22 protein-coding genes are annotated in these 23,977 nt (G+C 71.6%); 6 read left to right on the top strand and 16 right to left on the bottom strand.

What is annotated here, in order from left to right; genetic code table 11:
- Positions 1-44: 44 nt before the first annotated feature.
- From ACFU7Z_RS12220 to ACFU7Z_RS12195, 6 genes are all read right to left on the bottom strand, one after another.
- The gene (locus tag ACFU7Z_RS12220; protein ID WP_380777463.1) at positions 45-1,838 is read right to left on the bottom strand and encodes a bifunctional metallophosphatase/5'-nucleotidase; all 1,794 of its coding nucleotides are present in this window, start codon (positions 1,836-1,838) and stop codon (positions 45-47) included.
- A gap of 191 nt (positions 1,839-2,029) precedes the next feature.
- Entirely contained in the window at positions 2,030-3,379 is a 1,350-nt protein-coding gene (locus ACFU7Z_RS12215) for an ATP-binding protein (protein ID WP_380777462.1), read from the bottom strand.
- A gap of 74 nt (positions 3,380-3,453) precedes the next feature.
- Positions 3,454-5,028, bottom strand: a complete 1,575-nt coding sequence (locus ACFU7Z_RS12210) for an SCO6880 family protein (RefSeq protein ID WP_049654294.1) — start codon at positions 5,026-5,028, stop codon at positions 3,454-3,456.
- A gap of 7 nt (positions 5,029-5,035) precedes the next feature.
- On the bottom strand, positions 5,036-6,079 hold the full coding sequence (locus ACFU7Z_RS12205) for a hypothetical protein (RefSeq protein ID WP_380777461.1): 1,044 nt from the start codon (positions 6,077-6,079) through the stop codon (positions 5,036-5,038).
- A 220-nt stretch (positions 6,080-6,299) separates the two neighbouring features.
- Positions 6,300-7,109 (bottom strand): hypothetical protein, encoded by an 810-nt coding sequence (locus ACFU7Z_RS12200; protein ID WP_380777460.1) that lies wholly within the window; start codon positions 7,107-7,109, stop codon positions 6,300-6,302.
- Positions 7,110-7,276: 167 nt separating this feature from the next.
- Positions 7,277-7,627: a hypothetical protein gene (locus ACFU7Z_RS12195; protein ID WP_049654299.1), complete on the bottom strand. Its 351-nt coding sequence runs from the start codon at positions 7,625-7,627 to the stop codon at positions 7,277-7,279.
- A gap of 248 nt (positions 7,628-7,875) precedes the next feature.
- Between ACFU7Z_RS12195 and ACFU7Z_RS12190 the strand changes: the two genes are divergently transcribed.
- Together ACFU7Z_RS12190 and ACFU7Z_RS12185 are read left to right on the top strand one after the other, a co-directional pair.
- Complete coding sequence (locus ACFU7Z_RS12190) at positions 7,876-9,063, top strand: NlpC/P60 family protein (RefSeq protein WP_380777459.1); 1,188 nt, start codon at positions 7,876-7,878, stop codon at positions 9,061-9,063.
- Between the two features lie 193 nt (positions 9,064-9,256).
- Complete coding sequence (locus ACFU7Z_RS12185; RefSeq protein WP_380777458.1) at positions 9,257-9,979, top strand: phosphatase PAP2 family protein; 723 nt, start codon at positions 9,257-9,259, stop codon at positions 9,977-9,979.
- A 44-nt stretch (positions 9,980-10,023) separates the two neighbouring features.
- Here the strand turns inward: ACFU7Z_RS12185 and ACFU7Z_RS12180 are convergent, their stop codons facing one another.
- The gene (locus tag ACFU7Z_RS12180; protein WP_143204767.1) at positions 10,024-10,215 is read right to left on the bottom strand and encodes a hypothetical protein; all 192 of its coding nucleotides are present in this window, start codon (positions 10,213-10,215) and stop codon (positions 10,024-10,026) included.
- Between the two features lie 159 nt (positions 10,216-10,374).
- On the opposite strand from ACFU7Z_RS12180, the gene ACFU7Z_RS12175 reads away from it, so the two are divergent.
- The gene (locus tag ACFU7Z_RS12175; RefSeq protein WP_380777457.1) at positions 10,375-11,274 is read left to right on the top strand and encodes a hypothetical protein; all 900 of its coding nucleotides are present in this window, start codon (positions 10,375-10,377) and stop codon (positions 11,272-11,274) included.
- Positions 11,275-11,471: 197 nt separating this feature from the next.
- Entirely contained in the window at positions 11,472-11,660 is a 189-nt protein-coding gene (locus tag ACFU7Z_RS12170; RefSeq protein ID WP_049655983.1) for a hypothetical protein, read from the top strand.
- A 44-nt stretch (positions 11,661-11,704) separates the two neighbouring features.
- Here the strand turns inward: ACFU7Z_RS12170 and ACFU7Z_RS12165 are convergent, their stop codons facing one another.
- On the bottom strand, positions 11,705-12,073 hold the full coding sequence (locus ACFU7Z_RS12165) for a metal-sensitive transcriptional regulator (protein WP_049655968.1): 369 nt from the start codon (positions 12,071-12,073) through the stop codon (positions 11,705-11,707).
- A 361-nt stretch (positions 12,074-12,434) separates the two neighbouring features.
- Here ACFU7Z_RS12165 and ACFU7Z_RS12160 point away from each other — a divergent pair, with 361 nt between their 5' ends.
- Positions 12,435-13,055 carry a DUF47 domain-containing protein gene (locus ACFU7Z_RS12160; protein WP_030059626.1) on the top strand — a complete coding sequence of 207 codons (621 nt, stop codon included), beginning with the start codon at positions 12,435-12,437 and terminating at the stop codon, positions 13,053-13,055.
- Between the two features lie 5 nt (positions 13,056-13,060).
- Positions 13,061-14,056: an inorganic phosphate transporter gene (locus ACFU7Z_RS12155; RefSeq protein ID WP_049655972.1), complete on the top strand. Its 996-nt coding sequence runs from the start codon at positions 13,061-13,063 to the stop codon at positions 14,054-14,056.
- Positions 14,057-14,242: 186 nt separating this feature from the next.
- On the opposite strand, the gene pstB is transcribed toward ACFU7Z_RS12155, so the two are convergent.
- The 8 genes from pstB to mshD form a co-directional block, all read right to left on the bottom strand.
- A complete protein-coding gene (pstB, locus tag ACFU7Z_RS12150) occupies positions 14,243-15,019 on the bottom strand; it encodes a phosphate ABC transporter ATP-binding protein PstB (RefSeq protein ID WP_049655974.1) in 777 nt (258 codons plus the stop codon).
- A 42-nt stretch (positions 15,020-15,061) separates the two neighbouring features.
- Positions 15,062-16,132, bottom strand: a complete 1,071-nt coding sequence (gene pstA, locus ACFU7Z_RS12145) for a phosphate ABC transporter permease PstA (protein WP_049655976.1) — start codon at positions 16,130-16,132, stop codon at positions 15,062-15,064.
- Entirely contained in the window at positions 16,129-17,106 is a 978-nt protein-coding gene (gene pstC / locus ACFU7Z_RS12140) for a phosphate ABC transporter permease subunit PstC (protein ID WP_049655977.1), read from the bottom strand. Before pstC ends, pstA begins: the two co-directional genes overlap by 4 nt.
- A gap of 151 nt (positions 17,107-17,257) precedes the next feature.
- Positions 17,258-18,391 (bottom strand): phosphate ABC transporter substrate-binding protein PstS, encoded by a 1,134-nt coding sequence (pstS, locus tag ACFU7Z_RS12135; protein WP_049655979.1) that lies wholly within the window; start codon positions 18,389-18,391, stop codon positions 17,258-17,260.
- 227 nt (positions 18,392-18,618) lie between these two features.
- Positions 18,619-19,134 (bottom strand): NUDIX hydrolase, encoded by a 516-nt coding sequence (locus ACFU7Z_RS12130; RefSeq protein ID WP_380777456.1) that lies wholly within the window; start codon positions 19,132-19,134, stop codon positions 18,619-18,621.
- A gap of 1 nt (position 19,135) precedes the next feature.
- On the bottom strand, positions 19,136-20,224 hold the full coding sequence (locus ACFU7Z_RS12125; RefSeq protein WP_074006420.1) for a CHAD domain-containing protein: 1,089 nt from the start codon (positions 20,222-20,224) through the stop codon (positions 19,136-19,138).
- Positions 20,225-20,345: 121 nt separating this feature from the next.
- Positions 20,346-22,523 carry an RNA degradosome polyphosphate kinase gene (locus ACFU7Z_RS12120; RefSeq protein WP_380777464.1) on the bottom strand — a complete coding sequence of 726 codons (2,178 nt, stop codon included), beginning with the start codon at positions 22,521-22,523 and terminating at the stop codon, positions 20,346-20,348.
- A gap of 347 nt (positions 22,524-22,870) precedes the next feature.
- Positions 22,871-23,857, bottom strand: coding sequence for a mycothiol synthase (mshD, locus tag ACFU7Z_RS12115; protein WP_380777455.1), 987 nt, complete (start codon positions 23,855-23,857; stop codon positions 22,871-22,873).
- Positions 23,858-23,977: the final 120 nt, after the last annotated feature.

Below are 23,977 nucleotides of genomic sequence, written 5' to 3'. Positions count from 1 at the left end.
ACCCGCCCCGGTCCCAGGGCTCACGCCCCGGAGCCGGCTCACGGTCAGTCGATGTCGCTGCCCGGGCCGATGATCTTGATCCGGTCCCGCGCCGGGGCCTGGAGCGGCGAGGCCGCCGTGCTGTGGGCGCTCAGGTAGGCCACGAAGACGTCCAGGTCCGAGGCGCCGACAAGCTTGTCGGTGCCGGCCGCGAAGGCCGGGAAGCCGTCGCCGCCGCCGGCCAGGAACTCGTTGGCCGCGACCCGGTAAGTGGCCGCCGGGTCGACCGGCGCCCCGTTCAGCCGCACCGAGTCCACGACCACCCGGTCCGCACCGGTCTTGCGCATGTCCAGGGTGTAGTGCAGGTTCGAGGACACCTGGAGGACCTTCGGCGCGGCCGCGTTGGAACCGCTCACCTGCTGCTGGAGCAGCTGGATCAGCTGGGCCCCGGTCAGCGTCTTGACCTGCATCATGTTGGTGAACGGCTGGACGGTGAACGCCTCGCCGTAGGTCACCACGCCGTCGCCCTCGCCGCCGGAGGCCTTGTAGACCAGGTCGGAGCGGATGCCGCCGGGGTTCATGAAGGCGACCTGGGCGCCGCCCTTGTCGGCCGGGGCCAGCCCGGCGAGCTGCGAGTCGGCGATCACGTCACCGAGCGGCTTCTCCAGGTCGCTGCTGCCGCGGCCGTTGATGTCCGAGGCGACGTAGCCGACCGGACGGTTGGCGATCGGGGCGGCCAGCTTGGAGTAGTGGTCGACCAGCGCCGTCATGTCGGACGCCTTCTCGACCGTGCGGCGCACCACGTGGTTCTCGGCCTTGACCGAGGGGCGCACGATCTCGCCGGTGGTCTTGTCCAGCTTCATGTCGATCTCGGTGAAGAGCCGGCCGAAGGAGGCGGCACTGGTCACCGAGCGCGGGACGCCGTCGGGGTCGGGGATGCTGCAGGCGTACGCGTTGTGGGTGTGGCCGGTGACGATGGCGCCGACCGCCGGGTCGATCTTCTTGGCGATGTCGACGATCGGGCCGGAGATGCCCTGACCGGCCGCGCCGCAGTCGTAGTTGTAGACGCTGCTGGCCGGGTAGCCGCCCTCGTGGATCAGCGCGACGATCGAGTTGACGCCCTTGGCCTTGAGCTCGGCGGCGTACTTGTTGATCGTGGTGACCTCGTTGGCGAACTTCAGGCCCTTGACGCCCTCGGCGGTCACGATGTTCGGCGTGCCCTCCAGGGTGACGCCGATGAAGCCGACCTTCACGCCCTGGGACTTGGTCACCCAGTAGGGCGCCAGCAGCGGCTTGCCGGTCTTCTCGTCTGTGACGTTGGCCGACAGGTAGTTGAAGTTGGCGCCCTTGAAGGTGCGGCCGGGCTCGTAGCAGCCGTCGGTCGGGTGGCAGCCGCCGTCCTGCATGCGACGCAGCTCCTGCGCGCCCTCGTCGAACTCGTGGTTGCCCACGGAGGTGACGTCCAGGCCGAGCTTGTCCATCGCCTCGATGGTCGGCTCGTCGTGGAAGAGCGCCGAGGTCAGCGGGCTGGCGCCGATGATGTCGCCGGCCGCGACGGTGATCGAGTCGTCGGCCGGGATGCGTGCCTTGCGCAGCTCGGTGGCCAGGTACTCGATGCCGCCGGCCGGGGTGGCGACCTCCTTGCCGGTGGCCGGGTCGATCTCCTTGATCGTGCCGGACGAACCGGCCGGAGGCTCCAGGTTGCCGTGGAAGTCGTTGATCGCCAGCAGCTGGAGGTTGACGGTCTTGTGGCGCTTGGCGTCGGCGGCCTGGGCGGCCGTCGGCACGACGACCGTGCCGAGCAGACCAGCGGCGGCGACGACGGCGAGCGCCGTCCGTCGGGATCTGACGGTGAGCATGAAGGGTTCCCCTGCACCTTGGAGGGAGCACCGGCTGCGGACAGCGGCGGCGTTCGGGCGTGTGACATGTGTTGCGACTGCGAAGCCTAGGGTCAACGCGCGTAGCTGTCAGGACGTGGAACGTAACGAGAGGATTACCTACGGACGAACCGTCACCGTCCGCCGGGTGCGGAGCCTGCGGAGAAGGCCCCTCAGACCCCCGGCTCGGCCGCCAACTTCTGGTCCGCGCGCACCCGTTCGGCCACCGCGTCCTCGGTCATCGCGCGGTCGGTGTAGACCAGCGGGCGCTCCGCCTCGGTGATGATGTGTTTGACCACCTGGACGTTGCTGTTGACGTCCCAGACCGCGATGCCCGGCGACAGGGTCGGGATGATCTCCACCGCCCAGCGCGGCAGGCCCAGCACCCGGCCGGTGGCCCGCGCCTCCTCGGCCTTCTGCATGTAGATCGTCCGGGTCGAGGCCATCTTCAGGATCGCCGAGGCCTCCTTGGCCGCCGCGCCGTCCACCACGTCGGACAGGTGGTGGACCACCGCGACGAAGGACAGGCCGAGCCGGCGGCCGAACTTCAGCAGCCGCTGGAACAGCTGGGCCACGAAGGGGCTGTTGATGATGTGCCAGGCCTCCTCGACCAGGAAGATGCGCTTCTTCCGGTCCGGCCGGATCCAGGTGTGCTCCAGCCACACCCCGACGATCGCCATCAGGATCGGCATCGCGATCGAGTTGCGGTCGATGTGCGAGAGGTCGAAGACGATCAGCGGCGCGTCCAGGTCGATGCCGTCGGTCGTCGACCCGTCGAACATGCCCCGCAGGTCGCCGTCGACCAGCCGGTCCAGCACCAGCGCCACGTCCAGGCCCCAGGACTGCACCTCGCCCACCGCCACACCCAGCGACTCCACCGAGGACAGTTCGGGGTTGCGCAGGGTGTCGATGATGTCGTCCAGCACCGGCTGGCGGTCCCTCACCGAGGCCACCACGTGGGCGTGCGCGGCCTTCAGCGCGAAGCCGGCCCGCTCCTCCAGCCCGCGCCCCATCGCCACCTCGACGATCGTGCGCAGCAGCGACAGCTGGCCGTTCTGGGTGATCGCCGGGTCCAGCGGGTTGAGCTTCACCCCGCCGTCCCGGGCCGCCATCGGGTCCAGCCGGACCGGCTTTATGCCCAGCGCGTTGGCGATCAGGTTCCACTCGCCCACGCCGTCCTCGCCCTGCGCGTCCAGCACCACGACCTGGCGGTCGCGGAACCTCAGCTGCCGCAGCACGTACGTCTTCTCCAGCGCCGACTTGCCGTTGCCGGACTCGCCGAGCACCAGCCAGTGCGGCGCGGGCAGCTGCTGCCCGTACAGCTGGAACGGGTCGTAGACGTACCCCTTGCCGCTGTACACCTCACGCCCGATGATCACCCCGGAGTCGCCCAGCCCCGGCGCGGCGGTCGGCAGGTAGACGGCCTGCGCCTGGCCGGTGGAGGTGCGCACCGGCAGACGGGTGGTCTCCACCTTGCCGAACATCAGGCTGGTGAACGCCTCGGAGAGGTTGCCGAGCGCCATGGGCGGGCTCCTGACGGGTCAGCGGTGGACGGACGTACGGGTGTGCGGGTGCACGGGTGTGCGGGTGCGTCCGCTCAGCGGCGGATGCCGGTGGCGAACGGGAGGGTGTTGACGAAGGCCCGGTGGTGCTCGCGGTCGCACCACTCCAGCTTGAGGTAGCTCTTGCCGGCCGAGGCCCGGATGGTCCGCTTGTCGCGGGCCAGCGCGTCGGGGTTGCGCGAGGAGACCGTGATGTAGCCGACCAGGTTCACCCCGGCCGCGCCGGAGGCCAGGTCGTCGCCGCGCTGGTCCACCCGGCCGGTGTGGGCCAGGTCGCGCGGGTCGACCGTGCGGTTCATCTTGGCCGCGCGGCTCGCCTCGGCCTCGTCGTTGGTCTTCTCGGTCAGCATCCGCTCGATCGCGACGTCGGTGGGCTCCAGGTCCATCGTCACCGCGACCGTCCGGATCACGTCCGGGGTGTGCACCAGCAGCGGCGCCAGGAAGTTGACGCCCACCGGGGTGAGCGGCCACTCCTTGATCCACGCGGTCGCGTGGCACCACGGCTCCCGGGTCGCCGACTCCCGGGTCTTCGCCTGCAGGTACTGCGGGTCGGTCGCGTCCAGCTCGGCCGGCCAGGCGTTGCGCCGGGACATCGCCTGGATGTGGTCGATCGGGTGGTCCGGGTCGTACATCGAGTGCAGCAGCGAGGAGAGCCGGGCCTGGCCCAGCGGCTGGCGCACCCGGATGTCCGCCTCGGCCAGCCGGGCGCAGATGTCGGTCAGCTCGCGCGCCATCACGGCCGCCAGCCCCTCGTCGTCCCGCGCCCGCCGCCCGGTGGCCGTCCGGCCCATCGCGTGCGCCTCGGCGGCCAGGTCACGGGTGTAGTGCATGCAGGCCACCAGGTACGCCCGGTGCTGCTCCGAGGAGGTCGACACCATCGACTGGAGCTGGTCGTACGAGTCCTGCAGCCAGCGCGGCGAGGACGGGTCGCCGCGCCGCTCGACGTCCTTGGCGTGCGCGTCCGGGTCGGCCGGCAGGGTCCGGGCCAGGATCTGCAGCCGGGTCACGAAGCCGTCCCCGTTGGCGACGTGCTTCAGCAGCGTCCCGAAGCGGTCGACCAGGGCCTCCTGGTCCTCCGAGTCCCGCAGGCCCACGCCCGGGCCCTCGATCTCGATCGCGGCCGTCACCGTGCGCCGCTCCAGGTGCATCAGCACCCCGACCTCGTCCGGCCCGAACGGCGCCGTCAGCCAGCGCAGCCGCCCCACCCCCGGCGGCGGGCCGACCTCCACCTCCCGGCCGTCCAGCCGGGTGCCCGCGTCCATCACGTCCGAACGCCACACCGCCCGCCCGCTGCGGACCGTCCGGCGGTAGGTGCGGTTGATCTCCACCCACTTGTAGAACGTCCGCCTGCGGTACGGCACGTACACCGCCGCGATGGCGAGCGCCGGCAGACCGACCAGACCGCCGATCCGCAGCGGCAGGACCGGCATCAGCAGGCCCCAGAGCATGCCGAGGAAGGCCCCGAAGATGATCAGCACGATCTCGCCGGACTCCCGGTTCCGGCCGATCGGCGCGTTCGGGCGGGCCTTGCCGATCAGGTAGGTGCGGCGCTGGTGGACGTACGGCTGGGCGTACTGGGCACCGTACTGGCCGAGCGGTTCACTGCTCACTTACCCGTCACCCTCCCTTCGCTGGATTGCTGTCGCGGATCGGAACCGGGCCCTGCTTCGGCCCGCCCTGCGGCGGCGGGGACGGCGTCCGCCCGGCGTGCGCGGCGATGCCCGGCGCGACCGAACCGCCGCCGGCACCCCCGCCACCACCCGTACCGGCCGCCTGACCGCGGTCGCCGTGGGTGCTGATGCCCTGCTTCATCAGGTTCGCGGTGCCGTTGATCATCGCCGAACCGGCCTGCACGGCATTGGCCCGGGCCCCGCGCATGTTCAGCATCTCGTCGCCGAAACCCGGCACGAAGCGGTAGACCGAGGCGCTCGCGAAGATCGACAGGAACAGGATCGCCAGCCCGGACAGCACCCGGGCGAAGTCGTCGTCCGCCCCGGAGCCGGTCGCCACCGCGCCCGCCAGACCCAGGATGACCACGATGATCGGCTTCGCCAGGTCCACCGCCAGCATCACCCCCGCCCAGCGCCGCACGTGCTTCCACAGCTGCCGGTCCACCAGCCCCGCGTACACCGCCGTACCCAGCAGCGCGCCGACGTACAGCATCGCCGCCCGGATCAGCAGCTCCACCCAGAGCACCGCCGCCGCCAGCACCGCGACCAGCGACACGATCACGAGTATCAGCGGGCCGCCGCCCACGTCGCCCTTCTCCAGCGTGTCCGCGAAGCCCCCCAGGTACGACCCGGTGTCCGTCTTCGTCCCGACCGCGATCGCCTTGGTCAGCCCGTCCGTCACGCTCACCACGGTGTACAGGATCAACGGCGTGAACGCGGACGCCACCACCGTCAGCCACAGGAAGCCGATCGCCTCCGAGAACGCCGTCGCCAACGGCGCCCCCCGCACCGCCCGCTTCGCCACCGCCAGCAGCCACAGCACCAGCGTGATCACCGTCGACACGGCGAACACCACGGCGTACTGCTGCAGGAACGACGCGTTGGTGAAGTCCACCTGCGTCGTCCCGTCGATCGCCCCCGACAGCTTCCGCACCACCCACGCCGCGGCCTGCGCACAGCTCTTGGCCAACGACCCGAGCGGATCGGTCACGGCCCCGACGGTGCTGCCCCCGGGGACCGAACCTCCGGGCTTGGAGGCACAGTAGACGTCGCTACCGGGCAACGGCAGGACGTCGCAGTTGTTGCTGGCCGAAGGGCTCGGGCTCGGGTCCGCGATGGCCCGGGACGCCATACCGATGGCTGCGGCCTGGAAGAGCGCGAAGGCCGTGACGACCCGGCCGAACCGAGGAAGCCGTTTCCTGATCTCACCCTCAACGCGCATAGCGGAACCCTCCGAACTGCTCTGCTGATCCGGCGATCTCATCCGCTGTGGCCGCCTGCTGGTCGCCCGGCAGGGGGGCCGGGCCTGACTTACGAGTGAAGTCGGTGAGCTTCCAGTCGCTGCCCGTCCAGTGCAGCGAGAGCGTGAGGGTGAACCAGTTGGTGGTCACCGGCTGGACGGAGTGCTCGCCGGCGAGGCCGGTGAGGCCGGTGCACCACACCTCGACCTTGGCGTCGCCGTCGCTGTAGCCCGTCGACTTGGTGCCGACCGGTACCGTGCGGCTGACGAAGGTGAGGCCCTTGGGCGCGTGGCCCTGGGCGTCGAGGCCGTAGCGGGTGGCGGTGTCGCCGCCGAAGCCCTGGTCCAGCCGGCCCTGGAGCCCCGCCAGGGCGCCCGGGTCGGCGATGGTGGTGATGATTCCGTGCCGGCTGTCGGTGCGGAACATGTCCGCGGAGCCGATCGCCACCGCGTAGTTGGTGGCGGCCGACTGGGCGCCGGGTTCGGTGTGCGGGTAGCCGGTGGGGATGCCGTTGACGGTGGTGCCGACGGGCTGGTCGCCGCTGGGGGCGGGGCCGGAGCCGGCGCGGTCGGCGGAGGCGCCGCCGCCTCCGGTGCCGCTTCCGCTGCCGGGTGTGACCCGGTTGGCGATGGCGATGGCCACGACGAGCAGGGTGACGACCACGAGGACGGCCAGCAGGGCGCGCAGCGGGCGGGACTGACGGTGGTTCTGCTGGGGGGAGGACTGTTCGCCGACCGGCAGGCGCGTACGGGTGCGCGGCTGGTCGTCGGACAACGGCACGGCGGCCCTCCTGGTGCGGGGAGCCGGGGCGGCTCCGGGGGCCCTCCGCCCGGGGGCGGGCGCGAGCGGAGGGTGGGAACGGGGGTGGGGTCCTGGCGGGCCGGCCGTCGGAGGGGGTCCGGACGGGGACCCGGTCTCAGGCAGGTCGGACTACTGCTGTCCGATCGTCAGATCGCCATGCCGTAGACAATGGTGAACAGAGTGCCGAGTGATCCGATGATGAACACGCCGGTCAGTCCGGCGACGATCAGCCCCTTGCCCTGTTCGGCGCCGAAGCTGTCGCGCATCGCGGTCGCCCCGATCCGCTGCTTGGCCGCGCCCCAGACCGCGATGCCGAGGCAGAGGAGGATGGCGACGGCCATGATGACCTCGACCATCACCCGCGCCTCCGACCCGAGGGTCGCGAACGGCCCCCAGTCCGGGGCGATTCCGCCGATGATGGTGTCGATGTTCGGCTTCTTGGGGGGGTCCTCGGCCAGGTGGCTGACCGCATTGGTGTGCACGCTGCTCAGGTTCATTTCCATCTCACCGCCCGATCAGGCAAATTCAAGGGCCCGGACCCGGCCCGCGCGAAGGGTCGGTACCTATTCTTGGCCAGATCTGATGTCGACTTGGCTACTTCTCGCGAATTGGTCGTGAGGCATCGGACACGTACGCGAGGATGTACACCGTACGAAGGATAGCGCTCACTGTTCGTATCTCTGATGATTGCGGTGAGCAACGCCTTCCGGGACACTTCGACTGACGACTCGTCGGGATGGTGCTGATGGTACTCCGGAAGGCCGGTACGGCCGCCGTCGCTGCGGGAGTTGTTGGTTTCGGGTTCATCGGGCTGGTGACGATAGGGACTTATGCGGCGAGTGGGACGCCGCAGCAGGCGGCGAATCGTTCCGCCCTGTCCCCCGGAACGGTCCCCGCGGCCTACCAGGAACCGATCCAGCGGTGGGGTGCGCTCTGCGCGGAGATCTCCCCGCCGATGCTCGCGGCGCAGCTGTACCAGGAGAGCGGTTTCGACCCCAAGGCGCGCTCCGGGGTCGGGGCGCAGGGCATGGCGCAGTTCATGCCGGGCACCTGGAGCTCGTACGCCACCGACGGCAACGGGGACGGCAGGGCGGACGTCTGGGACCCGCTGGACGCGATCGCCTCGGCCGCGACCTACGACTGCGCGATCGCCAAGCAGGTCGCGAAGGTCCCGGGCGACCCGCAGGCCAACCTGCTGGCCGCCTACAACGCCGGCGAGGGCGCGGTGCTCAAGTACAACGGGATCCCGCCGTACCGGGAGACCCAGGGCTACGTGCGGAACATCCAGGCGATGGCCCGCAGCTTCACCGCTCCGGTCTCGCCGACCGCGCCGCTGGAGGTGTCCGCGCAGTCGTCGGCCGCGATCTACTTCGCGCAGACCAAGCTCGGCACCCCGTACCTGTGGGGCGGCGAGGGCCTGCCCTCGCAGAACGGGCGGTTCGACTGCTCGGGCCTGACCCAGGCCGCGTTCGCCAGTGTGGGCATCACCCTGCCCCGGGTGGCCAACGACCAGTGGTACGCCGGGCCGCACCCGTCGCGGGACCAGCTGCGGCCGGGCGACCTGGTGTTCTGGGCGACGGACCTGAGCGATCCGCGGAGCATCCACCACGTCGGGATCTACGTCGGCGGCGGGTACATGATCAACGCGCCGCACACCGGCGCGGTGATCCGCTACGACAAGATCGACACCCGGGAGTACATCGGCGCGACCCGGGTCACCTCGGACGGCGCCCAGGCGCTGCCGACCCGCAACAACGACGGCGTGGTGAACGCCCCGAGCCGGCCGGGCGGCACGGAGCCCACCGCCCCGGCGGGAGGCCAGGGCGGCGCACCGAGCGGTGCACCGAGCGGCACCCCGGCGGCCTCCGGCCGGCCCGCGGCCGCCGCCCCGCCCGCGCAGGCCGGGCCGAGCCCCACCGGGGCGGGAGGGTAGGCCCGAGGGGGCCAGGACGGCCGGGACCTGTGTGCGCGCTGTGGACGCTGAGTCACGTTTACATAACCGCGTGTTTCCATGGAACGCTGTGTCCCGGCGATGACGTTGGGTCCGGTGGCCCCCCGTCAGCTTTCGGCGCCGGGCCGGCCCCGGCGGGAACGTACAGGTGCAGTGGACCAGAAGGAGGTGCGGCGTGTCGACGCCGCTTGCCGACACGACCAACCCCGACCTCGACCTGCTCTACGCCGTCAACGGCCTGGCCAAGCGCTCCCCGCAGTGGCTTGACCACCTGGTCTCGTGGATCGGCGAGTACGGCATCCTGATCGGCCTGGCGATGCTGGGCCTGGTGGCCTGGCTCCAGGCCAGGCGCCGTCCGGACGCGCCGGTGGCGATGGCCGGGCTGCTCTGGGTGCCGCTCTCGGTGGCGGTCGCCGAGCTGGCGAACCTGCCGATCGCCGCGATCGTGAACCGCCCGCGCCCCTTTGTCGACCATCCGGGACTGCTGGTGCTGGTGGACGGCAAGGCCGGCACCCACTCCTTCGTCAGCGACCACTCGACCATGACGATGGGCGTCGCGGTGGCGCTGTTCCTGGTGAACCGCAGGCTGGGCTGGATCGCCGGCGGGCTCGCACTGCTCCAGGGCTTCTGCCGGATGTTCATGGGCGTCCACTACCCGACCGACGTGATCGGCGGCTTCGCGCTGGCCGTCGCCGTGGTGCTGCTGCTGGCGCCGATCGCGATGGCGGTGCTGGTGCCGTTCTGCCACGCGCTGAGCCGGACGGCGGTCGCCCCGCTGATCCGGGCGCCCGAGCGCGGCGGCGGGGCCCGCGGCGGGGCCGGTCCGCGCGGCCGTCGGCGCGGGCGCGGGGCGGTGCGGGCCGGGGAGCAGCCGCCGGAGTCCGACCTCGCGGCCTGAGCCCGCGGGCGGACGCGGCCAAGCGGTCCAAGCGGTCCGGGCGGTCAGTCCGGCTCGGCGCCGTTCCCGGCGAGGTGGTCGGCCCCCTCACGGCGGGCCAGGTCGCGCGAGCGGCGGGCCGGGGAGTACCAGCCGCAGCTGCAGGTCGCGAAGGCGAAGGAGCCGCGCTCGCTGATCACGAGGCGGTGTTCGGGCATCCTGGTGGTGCCGGGTGCGACCGGCAGCTCACTGTGCACGTGGTTCACCGTAACGCGCCGGACGCCTCCCGCGCGACGCTCCGGCGGTACCGGCCCCGTAACCCTTCGCGCCCCAACTCGTTTGCCCGGAAAGAGCTCTGCCCACCGGTGGTGTCCGGCGGGGCAGTCGGGCCCGAGGGGGTTGTCGCGAGGATGAAGATGACCGACCAGCAGCGCACCGGACGGCCGGCACGCCGGCCGGGTCCGCACCTGCGCTCGGCGGCCGGGGCCGCCCTGCTCGCCGCCGCCCTGGCGGCGGGGGCCGCCGGCTGCTCCGGAGGATCCGCCGACGGCTCCTCCGACCAGCAGTCGGCCGCGCCCGACCAGCTCGCCGCGGACCCGCTGACGGCGGTGCGCAACGCCGCCGACATCACCGGCCGCACCGGCTCCGCGCACACCGCGACGGAGCTGGTCACCGAGTCCGCCGAGAAGAAGGCCTCGTTCAGCGGCACGGGCGGCTACGACTACGTCAAGCGGATCGGCCGGCTGGAGGTCCAGGTGCCGCCGGGAGCGGCGACCACCGGGAAGATCGTCGAGGTGGTCCTGCCGGGCACCGTCTACCTCCAGAACAGCGGCGCCAAGGTCCCCGAGGGCAAGTGGGTCAAGCTGGACGTGCGTCAGCTGCCGGACGGCAACCTGGTCAGCAGCGGCGCCACCGACCCGGCCGCGGCGGCGGGGGCGCTGCGCGGGGCGCAGAAGGCGGAGGCGGTGGGCACCGAGACCGTCGACGGCGTCGCGCTGCACCACTACCGGGGCACCCTGGACCTGGCGAAGGCCGCCGACGCGACCGGCGGGCGGGGCGGGGACGGCCTGCGGACGGGCGCGCAGACCTTCACCGTCAAGGAGGTCCCGTACGACGCCTGGCTGGACGACCAGGGCCGGCTGCGCAAGGTGGTCGAGGTGTTCACCTTCGCCGGGGTGGCCGGGTCGAAGGAGCCCAAGGACCAGGTGAAGGTGACGTCGACGACCTCGTTGGCGGACTTCGGCAAGCCGGTGGAGGCGGCCGAGCCCGCGGCCTCGGACATCTACCAGATGAAGCCCACGGAGAGCCCGAAGTAGGGCGGGTCCGATGCTCCCGGGCTGCCGGGGCGAGACGGGGTGCGGCCGGGGCGGGTGGCCGTCCGGGGAGCGACGGCCACCCGTTTCGGCGGTGCCGAGATGGCCCGTCCGTGCCATGTGGACGGGCCCCGGAGTGCCTAGGCTGGGCTCCGGGTGGCTGCCGCCCGGGCTGGCGAGGCACTGAAGGGGTGGTGCAGGTGGTGTCGTCCACGGGCGGCCGCAGCGGCGGCCACGACGACGCGGCCCTCGACGAGATCGATCTGGCCGGGGAGCTGATGATCGCCGCGACGGCCAGCTCCGGCGACCGGCTGCCGACCGAGCGGATCGACGAGGTGCTGCTGGACCGGAGCGAACCCGGGCAGGCCGACCGGGAGGCCGACGGCTAGCGGGGCCCGCGCGGCGGGCCCCGGAGCGGCGGACGGCCGGCGGCTCAGCTGCGCAGCAGGCGGCTGATCGCGGCGGTGGCCTCGGCCACCTTGGCGTCCAGTTCGGCGCCGCCCTCCTCGGCGGCCGCGGCGACGCAGTGCCGCAGGTGCTCCTCCAGCAGGGAGAGCGCGAAGGACTGCAGCGCCTTGGTGCCGGCCGAGACCTGGGTGAGCACGTCGATGCAGTAGACGTCCTCGTCCACCATGCGCTGGAGGCCGCGGATCTGGCCCTCGATCCGGCGCAGCCGCTTGAGGTGGGCGTCCTTCTGCGCGCTGTAGCCGTGCGGGCCGTGGTGCCCGGCCGGGGCGTGGCCGGCGTGCGGGTCGGTCCCCTGCGCGTGCTCCGGCTCGGTGCGCGCTTGCGTGGTGGTCATCGGCCCCGCCTTCGTCTCAGTGCCTGGTGGCTGCGTCGGCCACCAGTGTCCAACACCGGGGCCCTCCGTGGTGTTCCGACGGCCGACCCGGCACGTGCCGCGGGGCCGGGAGCGGGGGTGCCCGGCGGTTCACCCGTCTGAGCGGCGCCCCGGTCTTCCGTACGCACGACGGGGACAATCCGGGCGAGGTTCCGTCAGACTGAGGGCTCCAGTCCGCACGTGGCGGTGCGGTCCGGATCAGCCGGTGCGGCAGCCGAACGGAAGGGGAGCTTCCGGCTCCTTCCCCGGCCCCCCGTTTGCGTGATTGCGCTTGGTTGCACCTAGCATCGTTCAGTCCCTACCCCGCACATCGGAGATTTCCGTGCGTTTTAGCCTGACCCCGAAGGAGACGAGCTTCTACGACATGTTCGCCGCCGCGGCGGAGAACCTCGTCGTCGGATCGAAGCTCCTCTTGGAGCTGCTGGGATCAGACGTGTCGGCCCGTGCGGAGATCGTCGAGCGCATGCGCGCCGCCGAGCACGCCGGGGACGACACCACCCACGCCGTCTTCCACCAGCTGAACTCGTCCTTCATCACGCCCTTCGACCGCGAGGACATCTACAGCCTCGCCTCGTCGCTGGACGACATCATGGACTTCATGGAGGAGGCCGTCGACCTGGTCGTCCTCTACGACATCCAGACCCTGCCGAAGGGCATCGAGCAGCAGATCGAGGTGCTGGCGCGCGCCGCGGAGCTCACCGCCGAGGCGATGCCGAACCTGCGCAGCATGTCCAACCTCACCGAGTACTGGATCGAGGTCAACCGGCTGGAGAACCAGGCCGACCAGATCCACCGCAAGCTGCTCGCCCACCTGTTCTCCGGTCAGTACGACGCCATCGAGGTCCTCAAGCTCAAGCAGGTCGTGGACGTCCTTGAGGAGGCGGCGGACGCGTTCGAACACGTCGCCAACACGGTGGAGACCATCGCCGTCAAGGAGTCCTGACCCTCGTGGACATGGCAGCACTCATCGCCGTCGTCGGCGTTGCGTTCTTCTTCACGTACACCAACGGCTTCCACGACTCGGCGAACGCGATCGCCACCTCGGTCTCCACCCGGGCGCTCACCCCCCGGGCGGCGCTGGCGATGGCCGCGGTGATGAACCTGGCCGGCGCGTTCCTCGGCAGCGGCGTGGCGCACACCGTCTCCAAGGGGATCATCGAGACCCCCACCGGCGACAAGGGCATGGTGATCCTGTTCGCCGCCCTGGTCGGGGCGATCGCCTGGAACCTGGTCACCTGGTACTTCGGCCTGCCGTCCTCCTCCTCGCACGCGCTGTTCGGCGGCATGGTGGGCGCGGCGATGGCCGGCGGCATCGACGTGATCTGGAGCGGGGTCCTCGACAAGATCGTCATCCCGATGATCGTCTCGCCGGTGGTCGGCCTGGTCGGCGGCTTCCTGGTGATGCTGGCGATCCTGTGGATCTTCCGCCGGGCCAACCCGCACAAGGCCAAGCGCAACTTCCGGGTCGCCCAGACCGCCTCGGCCGCCGCGATGGCGCTGGCGCACGGTCTCCAGGACGCCCAGAAGACCATGGGCATCGTGGTGATGGCGCTCACCATCTCCGGCCACCAGTCCGGCAACGGGATCCCGGTCTGGGTGAAGATCTCCTGCGCGACCATGCTCTCGCTGGGCACCTACGCGGGCGGCTGGCGGATCATGCGGACGCTCGGACGCAAGATCATCGAGCTGGACCCGCCGCAGGGCTTCGCGGCCGAGGCCACCGCCGCCACGGTCATGTACGTCACCTCGTTCGTCTTCAAGGCGCCGATCTCCACCACCCACGTGATCACCGCGGCGATCATGGGCGCGGGGGCCACCAAGCGGATCCGCGCGGTGCGCTGGGGCGTCGCGAAGAACATCGTGCTCGGCTGGTTCATCACGATGCCGGCGGCCGCGCTCGTCGCGGCGCTGGTGTACTGGTTCGCCCACCTGTTCTGGGGCTGACGGCCCCGCGGGACGCACGGAGCAGGACGCGCGGAGCAGGACGCACGAACGGACAGGGCCCGCCCCCACATCTCGGGGGCGGGCCCTTTTCCATGCCCCGTGGCGGCACCGCCATGCAGCACCACGGGACAGCTCGCGGTCCGTCACGCCGCTCGGCGCCGGGGCGCCGCCCGTGACGGGGCCGGTCTAGCCGAAGCGGCCGGAGATGTAGTCCTCGGTCGCCTGGACCTGCGGGTTGGAGAAGATCCGCTGGGTGTCGTCCAGCTCGACCAGCTTGCCCGGCTGGCCGACGCCGGCCAGGTTGAAGAAGGCGGTGCGGTCGCTGACGCGGGCCGCCTGCTGCATGTTGTGGGTCACGATGACGATGGTGAACTGCTCCTTCAGCTCGCCGATCAGGTCCTCGATGGCGAGGGTGGAGATCGGGTCGAGCGCGGAGCAGGGCTCGTCCATCAGCAGGACCTGGGGCTCGACCGCGATGGCGCGGGCGATGCACAGGCGCTGCTGCTGACCGCCGGAGAGGCCGGCCCCCGGCTTGTTCAGCCGGTTGTGGACCTCTTTCCAGAGGTTGGCGCCCTTCAGCGAGCGCTCCACCACCTCGTCCAGCACGGCCTTCTTCTTCACGCCGGCGAGCCGGAGACCGGCGATCACGTTGTCGTAGATCGACATGGTCGGGAACGGGTTCGGGCGCTGGAAGACCATGCCGACCGAGCGGCGCACGGCGACCGGGTCGACGTTGGAGGCGTACAGGTTCTCGTCGTCCAGGAGGACCTTGCCCTCGACCCGGGCGCCGGGGATCACCTCGTGCATCCGGTTGAGGGTCCGCAGGAAGGTGGACTTGCCGCAGCCGGAGGGGCCGATGAAGGCGGTCACCGAGCGGGGCTCGATGCTCATCGAGATGTCCTCGATGGCCTTGGTGGTGCCGTAGAAGGCCGACAGTCCGCTGACGTCGATGCGCTTGGCCATGATCGTTGCTTCTCTCGTCTGTCTCGTACGTCAGTCGGTCGCTCAGTGCCCGCCCTTGGGCGAGCGCCAGCGCGCGATGCCCCGGGCGATGAGGTTGAGCCCCATCACGAAGGCGATCAGCACCAGCGCCGCGCCCCAGGCACGGGCGTAGCCGAAGTCGTTGTTGACCTGCGAGTACTGCTGCCAGATGTACATCGGCAGGGACTGCTGCGGGCCTTCGAACGGGTTGTTGTTGATGGAGTCGGCGCCGAACACCAGCATCATCACCGGGGCGGTCTCGCCCGTGATGCGGGCGACCGCGAGCATCACACCGGTGGTGATGCCGCCGATCGCGGTGGGGAGGACGATCCGCAGGATGGTCTTCCACTTCGGCACGCCGAGCGCGTACGAGGCCTCGCGCAGCTCGTTCGGGACGAGCTTGAGCATCTCCTCGGTGGACCGGACCACGACCGGCATCATCAGGATCGCCAGTGCGAGGCTGCCCGAGAAGCCGGAGTAGCTGAAGCCCAGCGCGAGGTTCCAGATCGAGAGGATGAACAGACCGGCGACGATCGACGGGATGCCCGTCATGACGTCGACGAAGAAGGTGACCGCCTTGGCGAGCGTGCCGCGGCCGTACTCGACCAGGTAGACGGCGGTCAGCAGACCGATCGGGGCGGCGATGGCGGTGGCCAGGCCGACCTGCTCCAGGGTGCCGATCAGCGCGTGGTAGATGCCGCCGCCGGGCCCGGACTGGATCACGCCCTTCATGGAGTGGCCCAGGAAGTTCCCGTCGACCACGTGGATGCCCTGCTGGACGGTGTAGACCGTCAGGGCGACCAGCGGGACGACGGCCAGGATGAAGGCGACCCAGACCACCGAGGTGGCGAACCGGTCCTTGGCCTGCCGACGGCCCTCGACCTGGGCCGAGAGGGTGTAGCTGATCAGGAGGAAGAGCAGGCCCGAGATCAGGCCCCACTGGAGGTGGCTGGCCAGCCCGCCGACCGCGCCGATCCCGCAGCCGAGGGCGATCGAGCCGGCGGCGACGGCGGCCGGGGCCCACTTGGGCAGGCGGTTGGCGGTCAGCGGACGGCCGACGGGCCGGGCGTCCTCGACGAGCGCGGTGACGGTCATGCGTTGGCCCCCGAGTACTCCTTGCGGCGGGCGATGATCAGTCGCGCGGCACCGTTCACCAGCAGGGTGATGACGAACAGGACGAGGCCGGAGGCCATCAGCGCGTTGCGGCCGTTGTCCCCGGCCTCGGCGAACTTCAGCGCGATGTTCTGCGCGAAGGTGCCGCCGCCGGCGTCGAGGATGTGCAGCGACAGGACGTTGCTGGCGGACAGCACCACCGCGACCGCGATGGTCTCGCCGAGCGCGCGGCCGAGGCCGAGCATCGAGGCCGAGATGATGCCGGGGCGGCCGAACGGCAGCACCGCGGTGCGGATCATCTCCCAGCGGGTCGCGCCGAGCGCGAGCGCCGCCTCCTCGTGCATCCGCGGCACCTGGCGGAACACCTCGCGGGAGACCGCGGTGATGATCGGCAGGACCATGATCGCCAGCAGGATGCCGACGGTGAACAGGTTGCGCGGGGTGCCGGTCCTGGTCTGGTCGAAGATGTACGTCCAGCCCAGGTACTCGTTGAGCCAGCTGGTCAGACCGTCCATGTGCGGCACGAGGAAGAGCGCGCCCCAGAGGCCGTAGACGATGCTGGGGACGGCGGCGAGCAGGTCGACCAGGTAGGCGAACGGCTGGGCGATCCGGCGCGGCGCGTAGTGCGAGATGAACAGCGCGATCCCGATGGCCACCGGGACGGCGATCGCCATCGCGATGACGGCGCTGACGATGGTGCCGAAGGCCAGGACGGCGATGCCGAAGACGGGCTTCGGGGCGTCCGGCGTCCACTCGAAGGAGGTGAGGAAGTTGCCTTCGTTGGTGCTCAGGGCCTGGACCGACCGCCAGGTCAGGAACGCCGCGATGGCGGCCATGATGACCAGCAGCAGGATGCCCGAGCCCCGGGCGAGGTTCATGAAGATCTTGTCGCCGACCCGGCTGTCGCGCGGCCGGCGTTCCCTGCCTCGCGGGGCGGCAGGGGAGGATGAAGTCATTGGTCTACTCCGGTCTGGTGGTGCCGCCCCGGAAGGGGGAACGGCACCATGGCGGCGGTGCCCCGGACGTGGTGCTGGGTGTGGTGCGTTCCGGTGGGGCGGCCCCGGCCCCCCTCGCTCACGGGGCCGCCCCACCGGGGGTCCTGTCGGGTCAGGCCAGGGTCGCGATGACGCCGTTGACCTTGTCGGTCACGGCCTTCGGCAGCGGGACGTAGCCCTTCTCGCCGACGGCCTTCTGGCCCGCGTCGCTGGCCGTGTAGGTCAGGAAGGACTTCAGGGTGTCGAGGGTCTCGGCCTTGTTGCCCTTGTCGCAGACGATCTCGTAGGTGATCAGGACCAGCGGGTAGGAGCCCTCGTCCTTGGTCGCGTAGTCGAGCTTCAGCGCGAGGTCGCTGCCGGTGCCGGCGGCCTGGGCCTTGGCGATGGTGCTGGCGGCGTTCTCGGCGGTGGCCGCGACCGGCTTGGAGGCGCCCGTGTTGATGTCGGCGCTCTTCAGGCTGTTGGTCTGGGCGTAGGCCAGCTCGACGTAGCTGATCGAGTTCTTGACCTGCTTCACCTGGGCCGAGACGCCGGCGCTGCCGTTGGCCGACTGGCCGCCCTTGGCCGCCCAGGCCTTGCCGGCCGGGTAGGTCCAGGCGCCGCCGCCGGCGGCGGCGAAGTACTTGGTCAGGTTCTCGGTGGTGCCGGCGTCGTCCGAGCGGTGGAAGGTCTGGATCTCCGCGTCCGGCAGCTTGGCGCCCGGGTTCAGGGCGGCGATCGCCGGGTCGTTCCACTTGGTGATCTGCGAGTCGAAGATCTTGGCGGAGGTCGGGCCGTCCAGGACCAGGTTGTCGACGCCGTCGACGTTGTAGACCAGCGAGATCAGACCGCCGACCATCGGCAGGTCGATGCCCTGGCCGCCGGTGCAGACCGCCTTGGAGGCGTCGACCTCGGCCGGCTTGAGGGCCGAGTCGGAGCCGGCGAACTGGATCTTGCCCTGGTTGAACTGCTGGATGCCGGCACCGGAGCCGCCACCCTGGTAGTTGATCGTGCTGCCGGAGCAGGCGGCGGCGAAGCTGGTCTTCCAGACGTCCATCGCCGCGGTCTGCGCGGTCGAACCGGCGGCGATCAGCGAACCGGCCTTGCCACAGTTGATCGCGCTGGTCGCGGCGGAGCCGTTGGAGCCACCGGACGCGGTCGTGTTGTTGTTGTTGTCCGACCCGCAGGCGGCGAGCGACAGCGAGCTGACGAGCGCCATGGCACCGATCGCGAGGGCCTTGGAGCGGCCGTTCCGCTGGAGCTTCACAGGGGTGTCCCTTTCTGTGGCATTGCCCTTGGCGTGCGCCGTACGCGTACGGCCCAGCGCGGGTTTTGCTGTGGTCCGGGGCCCGTGCGGCCCTCCGGTGGTCCCGAAGTTAGGCCGGGTAAGTGACACGACAGCCGGTCGCAAGTGAACGGCGAGTGAACCTCGAACGGATGACAGGAAACTACGTCAGGTAGTAACGGTTGCGTCACGGGGAGGGCGCGACGAGATCACTTCCACTGTTCCTTCACCGGCGCGGCCCCCGCGGCCCGCACCGGCTCCGCCCCCAGGACCGCCAGCAGGGCGTCGACCAGCAGCCGGTCCTGGTCGTGGGTGAGCCGTGCGCGCGCCTTCCCGGCCGGCAGCCAGTCCAGCCGGTCCACCTCCCGGTTGGGCCGGAAGGACCCGCTCGACGGCACCGCCGCCCAGTAGCGGACCTCCTTCGGACGGCCCTGCACCCGGTAGTGCTGGGTGGGCAGCTCCGGGCCCAGCAGGCAGTGGAACCCGGTCTCCTCCCGGACCTCGCGCAGCGCCGCCTCGGCCATCCCCTCACCGGCTTCGAGCTTGCCCTTCGGCAGGCTCCAGTCGTCGTACTTGGGCCGGTGGACCAGCGCGATCCGCGGCCGCCCCAGCCGGCCGCTCTTCTTCGGCCGGCCCGGCAGCCACAGCACCGCGCCCGCCGCCAGGATCACCGGGCCGTGCCCCGCACCGGCCGCCGCCCGGCCGGTGCGCGGGCGCTCGCCCACCTCAGACCGTCCGGGGTGCGACGGAGTGCCCCCAGGCGTCGGCCGGGACGAGCTCCAGCCAGCCGTCCGGGCCGGGCGGCAGGTCCGGCCAGCGGCGGCCGACGGCGTACCGCGCCGACTCCACCTCCAGCCGCTGGTCGGCGTGCACCACGCCCAGCACGTACGCGGTCGCCGGGGTGATCCGCGGGGTGCGCGCCGCGGTGGCGGCGGTGACGGCGGCGTCCGCCGCCTCCTGCTGCCGGTCCAGCACCGCGTCCAGCCCGTCCAGCTCGGAGGACGCGCGGCCGCACACCTCCAGCACGTACCGGGCCCGCTTCACCAGGATCCGCAACCGCGCCCAGGGCGCGTCGTCGGCCGCCAGCGCGGTGTCCGCGTCCGTCGCCCCGCGGGACGCCGGCACCGCGCCCAGCCGGCGCAGCCCGTCCCCGCCGTACGGCGTCGCGGCCCGCTGCAGCGGCAGCTGCTGGGCGCCCGCGGACAGCGCGGCGAACGCGGCGGCGGCCTGCGGCAGCAGCACGGCCGGGGCCCGGCCGTCCGCCGAGTCCAGCAGCGGCGCCTCGCCGACCAGCAGGGTCATCCGGTCCGCCAGCGCGTGCAGCCGGGCGGAGCGGAGCTCCTGGAGCACGGTGGAGTGCGCCCTGGTCCGGGCCAGGGTCAGCTGCCGGTCCAGCAGCGCGCGCGCCTTGGGGGCGCCCGCGTGGCCGGCCAGCATGCCCGTCCCCTCCGGGTCGGTGCCGCTCAGCAGGTCCAGCGCGCCCAGCAGCCGGGCCGAGCGGCGGACGTAGCCGGGCTCCAGCGCCAGCAGGTTGAGCAGCCAGCGCAGCTCGGTGCGCGACTCCTGCGCCCAGGTCTGTTCGAAGACCGAGCCGAAGGTGTGCAGCAGCCCGCCGATCCGCCGGACGGCCCGCAGCAGGTCCGAGGTGCCGGCCGACGGGACGGTCGAGGCCGTCCCGGGTCTGGCACCGACCTCGCCCACCGCCAGCGGCAGCGCGCGCAGGAAGGCGCCGGCCTGGACGGTGAGGTGGCGGGAGAGGATGTCCCCGGCGGTCGCTGTGGAGGCCGCCTGGGCCGTCATCGGCGCTTCGGTCATGGCGTGGTAGATCCCCGTTCCCCCGGGGCGGTCCCCCGGAGCTGGTGGCCGACCGCCGGAACAGGTCCCCTTCGGGCCCCGAGGGGCCCGACTGCTCCGGCGGCTCGCATCAGTGGGCGCGTCAGCGCGAGGTGGCGGCCCTGCGGCGCTGGCGCGAGTCGATCAGCAGGTCCTGGACGTGTCGCAGCGGCCGGCCCTCGGCGTCCTGCGAGTGCCTGGTCCAGGCGCCGTCCGGCCCCAGGTGCCAGGACTCGGTCTCGTCCGACACCCCGAGGTCGATCAGCCCGGACAGCTCGGCGCGGTGCGCCGGATCGGTGATCCGCAGCAGCGCCTCGATCCGGCGGTCCAGGTTGCGGTGCATCATGTCGGCGCTGCCGATCCAGACCTCCGGATCGCCGTTGTTGCCGAACACGAAGATCCGGGAGTGCTCCAGGAAGCGGCCCAGGACGCTGCGGACCCGGATGTTCTCGCTCAGCCCCGGGACACCCGGGCGGATCGCGCAGATCCCGCGCACCCAGACGTCCACCGGCACCCCGGCCTGGGAGGCCCGGTACAGCGCGTCGATCACGGCCTCGTCGACGATCGAGTTGACCTTGACCTTCACGTAGGCCGGGCGGCCCGCCCGGTGGTGGGCGATCTCGTTGTGGATCCGCGCGACCAGCCCGTCGCGCAGGCCGCGCGGGGCGGTCAGCAGACGGCGGTAGGACTCGCGGCGCGAGTAGCCGGAGAGCCGGTTGAACAGGTCGGAGAGGTCCGCGCCGACCTGCGGGTCGGAGGTGAGCAGACCGAGGTCCTCGTACAGCCGGGCCGTCTTCGGGTGGTAGTTGCCGGTGCCGACGTGCGAGTAGCGGCGCAGGGTGTCGCCCTCCTGCCGGACCACCAGCGAGAGCTTGCAGTGCGTCTTCAGCCCGACCAGGCCGTACACCACGTGGCAGCCGGACTCCTCCAGCTTGCGGGCCCACTTGATGTTGGCCTGCTCGTCGAAGCGCGCCTTGATCTCGACCAGCACCAGCACCTGCTTGCCGGACTCGGCCGCGTCGATCAGCGCGTCGACGATCGGCGAGTCGCCGGAGGTGCGGTACAGGGTCTGCTTGATCGCCAGCACGTCCGGGTCGGCGGCGGCCTGCTCCAGGAAGGCCTGCACCGAGGTGGAGAAGCTGTCGTACGGGTGGTGCAGCAGGACGTCGCGCTCGCGCATCGCGGCGAAGATGTCCGGCTGGGAGGCCGACTCGACGTCGGTCAGCCCGCGGGCCGTGCCGGCCACGAACTTCGGGTACCTGAGCTCCGGGCGGTCCAGCTCGGCGATCCCGAACAGCCCGGTCAGGTCCAGCGGCCCGGGCAGCGGGAAGACCTCCGCCTCGGTGATGTTCAGCTCCCGCACCAGCAGGTCCAGGATGTACGGGTCGATCGACTCCTCGACCTCCAGCCGGACCGGCGGGCCGAAGCGCCGCCGCATCAGCTCCTTCTCCAGGGCCTTGAGGATGTTCTCGGTGTCGTCCTCCTCCACCTCCAGGTCCTCGTTGCGGGTGACGCGGAAGGCGTGGTGGGCCAGCACCTCCATCCCCGGGAAGAGCTCCTCCAGGTGGGCGCCCATGACGTCCTCCAGCGGGACGTACCGCTGGGGCGAGGCCTCCAGGAAGCGGGCCAGCGACTGCGGCACCTTGACCCGCGCGAAGTGCTTGTGCCCGGAGACCGGGTTGCGCACCACGACGGCCAGGTTCAGCGAGAGTCCCGATATGTACGGGAAGGGGTGCGCCGGGTCGACGGCCAGCGGGGTCAGCACGGGGAAGATCTTCTGCCGGAACAGCGTGTGCAGCCGGGCCTGCTCCTTCTCGGCCAGCTCCGACCAGCGGACCAGCTCGATGCCCTCGGTGGCGAGGTCCGGCAGCACCTCCTGCTGGAAGGCGGCGGCGTGGCGGGCCATCAGCTCGCGCGAGCGGGTCCAGATCAGGTCCAGCACCTCGCGCGGCTGGAGGCCGGAGGCACTGCGCGTGGCGACGCCGGTGGCGATCCGGCGCTTGAGGCCGGCCACCCGGACCATGAAGAACTCGTCCAGGTTGCTCGCGAAGATCGCCAGGAACTTCGCCCGCTCCAGCAGCGGGATGCCCGGGTCCTCGGCCAGCTCCAGGACCCGCTCGTTGAACGCGAGCCAACTGCGCTCGCGGTCCAGGAAGCGGCCCTGCGGCAGCGCTTCGAACTCCTCTTCGTCCGTGGCCGGCAGCTCCGGCGGGATCCCCAGCGCGCTGGACATCCGGGCCGGGGGCGACAGCGGGGCAGAGACGGGGCGGGGGATGCTCATGGGCTCCAGCTCCTCCAGCAGCAGGACGGCGTCCGGACGCGATGGGCTCTGCGGGCCGTCGCCCTCGCCCCGGGCCGGACCCGGGGACAGCACCCACCCTCCGGGCGCGGTCCGTACAGGACCGGCCGGTGCGTGGCGGTCGACTCTGCACGAGCGAGACACTACGGACTTCATCCTGTGATCTTCGCGGCAGCAATTGAATCCACGGTAAACACCGCATGGCCGGGAGGAAAGCTGAGTCGGTCGGGGCAAGGGGTTAAGCCGTCCCGTACCCCGTCCGTTCCCTGGTCCGTGCCCCGGTCCGGGGGTGTTCCGGGGGCGTTCCGGCCGACGGCGGCTACCGGCGGCTAGGCGGGGCGGGGCGCCCGGTACGGGGCCCGGTACATGAGGTCCACCTCGTGGACGGTGAACCCCAGGCGTTCGTACACCCGCACGGCCACCGGGTTGTCGGCGTCGACGTAGAGGAGGACGGCGCCCAGTCCGCGCTCGCCGGGGCCGGTGCCGGTCAGGTGGCGAAGGCCCGCCGCGGTCAGTGCCCGGCCGAGGCCGCTGCCCTGCTCCGCCGGGTCCACGCCGACCACGTACACCTCGCCGAGCTCGGGCTCGGTGGCGGTGGCCGGGTGCACCTTGGTCCAGTGGAAGCCGACCACCTTGCCGTCCCGGGTGGCGAGGAAGAAGCCGGCCGGGTCGAACCAGGGCTCGGCGATCCGCTCGGCCAGGTCCTGCTCGGTCCAGGTGCCCTGCTCGGGGTGGTGGGCGAAGGCCAGGGCGTTCAGCCGCAGCCACTCGGCGTCGTCCTCCCCCGGGCGAAAGGTCCGGAGCTCGATGCCCGCGGGGACGACCACGTCCTCGGTCTGCGGGCCGGGCCGGCGCATCTGGCGCAGTTCGCGGACCAGCTCCGCGCCGTACGCCTCGGCCAGGTGCCGGGCCGCCGGGTGGCCGCCGTGCACCCAGAAGTCCACCGCCTCGCGCCCCGCGCGGTGGGCCTGTGCCAGGACGGCGTCCACCAGCGGACGGGCCAGGCCGCGACCGCGGACGGCGGGATCGACCACCAGCTCGGCGGCGGGGTTGGCGGCCGGGTTCTCCGGCACCTCCAGCTGGCCGTAGCCGAGGACGGCTCCGGTTTCGGACTCGGGTTCGGCCCCGGATTCGGTCTCTACGAGATGGATGACGCCCGGGCGCGGAATCTCCGCGTTCCGCAGCCGGAGCCGGCCCTGCTCGGACACGGCGGCCCGGCCGTCCACCGCCTGGGCCTCCGCCAGAACACGCAGGGCGCCGTCGCGCTGCGCGGGCCGGAGCACATCGTTCGCAATGACCGCTGTCTGATCGTCCATGCCCTGACGATACGTCACCGGAAATGCGAAGAACCCCCATCCGGGACCCGGATGGGGGTTCTTCTGAAGAATTGTTCGGCGGCGTCCTACTCTCCCACAGGGTCCCCCCTGCAGTACCAT

Source organism: Kitasatospora sp. NPDC057518 (genome assembly GCF_042802075.1).
Lineage (GTDB): Bacteria > Actinomycetota > Actinomycetes > Streptomycetales > Streptomycetaceae > Kitasatospora.
Note: the sequence above shows the minus strand (reverse complement) of the source record. Positions and strands in the feature narration are given on the sequence as shown.